The organism is Azospirillum oleiclasticum (genome assembly GCF_013423485.1).
Classification (GTDB): domain Bacteria; phylum Pseudomonadota; class Alphaproteobacteria; order Azospirillales; family Azospirillaceae; genus Azospirillum; species Azospirillum oleiclasticum.
In genome coordinates this window covers 1-4,450 of record NZ_JABFFR010000086.1, presented here as the reverse complement: position 1 = coordinate 4,450, position 4,450 = coordinate 1, and the positions used below count along the sequence as shown (strand labels likewise).

Sequence of the window (4,450 nt, the reverse complement as noted above, 5' to 3'; positions counted from 1 at the left end):
CCAGCCAGCCGTCGCCGCGGGCCAGGCGGCGCCGGGCCTCCGCCGCGGTGATGCCGGCCGCGGCGGAGGCCGTCTCCAGCGCGCGGGCCGCCGCGGCCGCCCGCTCCTCGCAACGGCGCGCCGCCTCCTCGCGGGTGGCGATCTCCTGTTCGGCGGCCGACAGGCGCGACGCCGCGTCCTGTCGTTCCACGGTGCGCAGTTCGACGCGGCGGTCCGCCTCGATCCGTTCCGTCTCCAGCTCCGCCCGCACCGCCGCGACGGAGCGTCCACCCAGCAGCCTGCCACGCGCCGTTCCCAGCTCGGCCAGCCGGTCGGCGAGCGCGCCGGCCCGGCGTGCCGCCAGCGCGTCCGCCTGCCGGGCGGCCTCACGCTCCGCCTTGCGGCCGGCGAGCTCCGCGGCGGCCGCCTCGATGGCCGACGCCCGCTCGTCCCGGTCGGATCGGGTGCGGCGGAAGCCCTGCACCCGCGCGGCGCAACGCGTGCGGAAGCCGGCGGCGTCGGCGGCCAGCGCCTCCCGCCAGCCGGGTAGTCCGGCGAAGGGTTTCGCCAGCTCCGCCAGCGCCGCGTCGCGCGTGGCTGTCGCTCGGTCGCGGTCGTTGCCGGCGATCGCCAGCGCGTGACCAGCGGCATCACGGTCGCGCCGCCGCGACTCCAGCGCCGTCGCCGTCGCCGTTAGCGCCGCCTCGGCGCCGCGCAGCGCCGCGTCCGCCCGGTCCAGCCGGGATTGCCGGTCGAGCGCCAGCGCCTCGTCGCGCGCGACCGCCGCCAGCTCCGCCCCGACCACGGCCAGCCGGGCTGTCACGGCGTCGGCTGCACCGTCGCTCCAGGGTTCCGGTGGCAGCCCCTCGTCGGTCGCCGCCGCGACGGTGGTCCAGCGTTCCGCCATTCCGACCCGCTCGGCGGTCAGGATCGCGATCTGCCGGGCGAGCGCCGCGGCGCGGTCGAGCGCCGCCTTGCGCGCCGTCCGCTGCCCGGCCCGCGCCTCGACCCCGGCCGTCCGCTCCGCCCGCAGGGCGGAGACCCGCTCCTCCTGCTCCGCGTCCAGCCGGGCGAGTGCTGCTTCCGCGGCGCTGTCGGCGAAGGGGTGATGGTCGGCGCCGCAGACCGGGCAGGGCTCCCCCTCCCGCAGCTCGGCGCGCAGCGCTTGCACATCCTGGCTGCGGGCGAGGTGCAGCCGGCGCAGCGTCGCCTCCGCCTCGGTGAGGGCCGATTCGGCGCGGGCGACCGCCAGCTCCGCGTCGCGCTCCCCGGTCGCGGCCGTCTCGGCGGCCGCGTGGCAGGCGCCGCGTTCGGCCTCGGCCTCCCGCAGCGCCGCGGTAACGCGCGAGCCCGTGCGGGCCAGTCCGGCCAGATCGGTCAGTGCGTCGCGCCGCCGCGCCAGGGCGTCACGCCGCCGTCCGACCTCGGCGAGCGCCGGGGCCGGCTCCTCCCGGATCGCCTCGGCCGCGGCGGACGCCCCGTCGCGCGCGGTGGTGGCGACGGCGCAGGCGCTTTCCAGATCGGCCAGCGCCGTCTCGTGCTCCGCCACCGCAGCGGTGCAGCGGTGCAGCCGCTCGTCGGCGTCTCGGCCGGTGGTGGTGGCGTCGATGACGCGGGCTAGGCCTGAGTCCCACCGCCCCCACTCCGCGGCGACCGGCTCCAGATCCCGCTCCGCGGCCAGCCGGTCGTCGAGCGCTGCCAGTGCCTTGCGCAGCGCGGCCAGCTCCTGCTCCAGCGCTTCGGCGGCCTGTTCGGCCGCGGCCCTGCGCGCTGCGGCCCCGTCATGCTCGGCCTGGGCCTCGGCCTGTTCGGCGTTGAGGGTGGCGATCTGCCCGTCGAGCGCCAGGGCGCGCTCGATCTCCGGCTCCACCTCGGCCCGCCGGGCGACCGCCCGCTCGAAGGTGCGGCGGGCGTCCGCGTGCGCCTCGCCGGTGACGGCCAGCCGCTGCCGGGCCTGGACCAGCGCCTCGGCGGCGCGGGCGCGGGCGGCTTCCGACTCACGGTGGTCGGCGGCGGTGCGGTCGGCGTCGTCGAGCGGCTGGCGCAGCGGCAATGCGGCGCGGTGCTCCGCCAGCGAGTCGCGGCGTGGCTGCGCGTCGGCGGCCGTGCGTTTCGCGGCCTCGCTCTCGGCCTCCGCGGCGGCGACACCGGCAGCCAGCCGGGCGTCGCGCTCGTGCCAGGCGACGGCGTCGCGGGCCGCCTGCACCGCGGTTTCCAGTGCCGCCACGGCGTCCGCTTGGGCCTGGGCGTCCGCCTCCAGCGCCGCGCGCTTGTCGTCGGGCAGCACGGCGATGGCGCCGCGCCGGGCCTCCAACTCGTCCAGCCCGCGGCGTTCCCGGGCGCAGCGCTCGAAGGCGGCGGCGGAGATGCGGGAGTAGATCTCGGTGCCGGTCAACAGCTCCAGCAGCGCCGAGCGCTCCTTCGCCGGCGCCTTCAGGAAGGTGGCGAAATCGCCCTGCGCCAGCAGGACGGAGCGGCGGAACTGCTCGAAGCTGAGCCCCAGCCGCACCTCGATCTCCGCCAGCACCTCGCCTTTGCGGTCGCCGAAGCGGCGGCTGCCGTCCAGCGAGGTCAGACTCATGCCCTGCGGCTGGAGCAGCCCGCGCGCCCGCTGCCGCGCCCGCCGCACCTCCCAGCGCGCGCGGTAGGCGGCGCCGTCGCGGCCGATGAAGTCGACCTCCGCGAAGCCGTGCCCGGCACCGCGCCGCAGCACGGCGCGCACGTCACTGACCTGGATCTGGTCGCCCTCGCCCTCGCGCGCCGCCGCCACGCCGCGCCCCTTGGGCAGGCGCGGCATGCTGTCGAACAGGGCGAGGCAGAGCGCGTCGAGGATGGTGCTCTTGCCGGCCCCGGTCGGGCCGGTGATGGCGAACAGCCCGGCGCGCGCCAGCGCCCCGTCGGCCAGTTCCACCGCGAAGGGGCCGTCGAGGCTGGCGAGGTTGGCGCCGCGCACCGCGAGGATCCTCATGCCATGTCCTCCAGCAGCTCATGGAAGGCGGCGAGCAGGGCCGGATCGGGCTCGCTCTCGTGGCGGCGGGCGTGGATGCGGCGGAACACGTCCTCGGGCGACAGGTCGGACAGCTCGGCCCGCACCGCGCTCTCAGCCAGCGTACGCCCGTCGCCGGTGGGGCGTACGGTCAGCTTCAGCAGCCGCACCGGGCGCCCGGCCAGCGCCGCCTCAACCTCGTCCCGCAACCCCGGCCGCGGCTCGGGCAGGGCCACCGTCACCTCCAGATAGGGCCAGCGTTCCGGCGGCAGGGCGGGGTCGAGCGGCAGGGCGCGGAGAGCCGCCAGCGCCGCCTCCGGCTCCGCCGCGGCGCCGTTGCCGGGCACCCGTCGGATCTCCACCACCCGCGGCACCCGCAGCGCGCGGCGCTCCACCAGCCGGCCGGCGGCGAACTCCGCCAGCACGACCTGATGCGGGTAAGGCTCCTCGTCCAGCGCCAGCGGGATGGGGGAGCCGCTGTAGCGCACGCCGTCCCGCCCGCCCACCGCCTGCGGCCGGTGCAGGTGGCCGAGCGCCACATAGGCGGCGTCCGCGCAGAAGATGTCGGCGGGCAGGGCGTGCAGGTTGCCGCCGAGGATCTTGCGCTCGCTGAGATCCGACAGCTCGCCGCCGCCCATGTAGCAGTGGCCGGTCAGGATCAGCGCCTCGCCGGGGCGCAGGCGGGCGCGCCCGGCCTCGGCGGCGGCGGCGTAGAGGCGGCGCACCCCCTCGATCAGCGGGTCGCCCTCGGCCTCGTCCACCGCCGGCAGGTCGGCCGGGCGCAGATAGGGGACGACGACGCAGCGGGCGGCGACCGCACCCGTCCTGTCGGTCAGCGCCAGCACCGCGCGCTCGGGGTCGAAGGCGCCGGCCCCATCGACGGGAAGCGATCCGACGATCCGCACCCCCATCGCGTCGAGCAGGGGGGAGGGCGCCTCCAGCCGGCTGCCGCTGTCGTGGTTGCCGGCGATGGCGACGATGTCGAGGTCGGGGAGCCGCCCCTTGGCCGCCGCCACGAAGCGGTAGAACTGGGCGAGTGCTGTGATCGGCGGGTTCTGCCCGTCGAACAGGTCGCCGGCGATCACCAGCGCGTCCACCGCGTGCTCCTCCAACCGGTCGAGCAGCCAGTCGAGGAAGTGCTGGTGCTCATGCTCGCGCGACACCCCGTGCAGGGTCTGCCCGAGATGCCAGTCGGCGGTGTGGAGGAGGCGCATGGACGGCCGGGGTCAGCGGGATCGGGAACGGCCCGCACTCTAGCCAGCCGGCCGCACCCCGCGCAACGCGGTGGACCCTCCGCCGCCGGGTTTCAGAAAAATGACGAGGCAGTGAAAAAAGTACTTGCGCGGTTTGGAGTGGTTGGCCTAAAACCCCGTTCACCGACGCGGTGCTGCTGACGAAGCGGCGCGGGTCGGTGCCCCCCGAGACAGGGTAGCGGATTGCGGCGCCGGGAAGCTGGCGCTCCGAAACGCGTCTCCGGACGGGGGG

The 4,450-nt window shown here is 76.9% G+C and carries 2 protein-coding genes; both read right to left on the bottom strand.

The features are described from left to right. Positions 1-2,947, bottom strand: a 2,947-nt coding sequence (locus tag HL658_RS36305; protein ID WP_180286961.1) for an AAA family ATPase, incomplete at its 3' end; no start/stop codon positions are given. Further along, positions 2,944-4,179 carry an exonuclease SbcCD subunit D C-terminal domain-containing protein gene (locus HL658_RS36300; RefSeq protein WP_180286960.1) on the bottom strand — a complete coding sequence of 412 codons (1,236 nt, stop codon included), beginning with the start codon at positions 4,177-4,179 and terminating at the stop codon, positions 2,944-2,946. The genes HL658_RS36300 and HL658_RS36305, both read right to left, overlap by 4 nt. Positions 4,180-4,450: the final 271 nt, after the last annotated feature.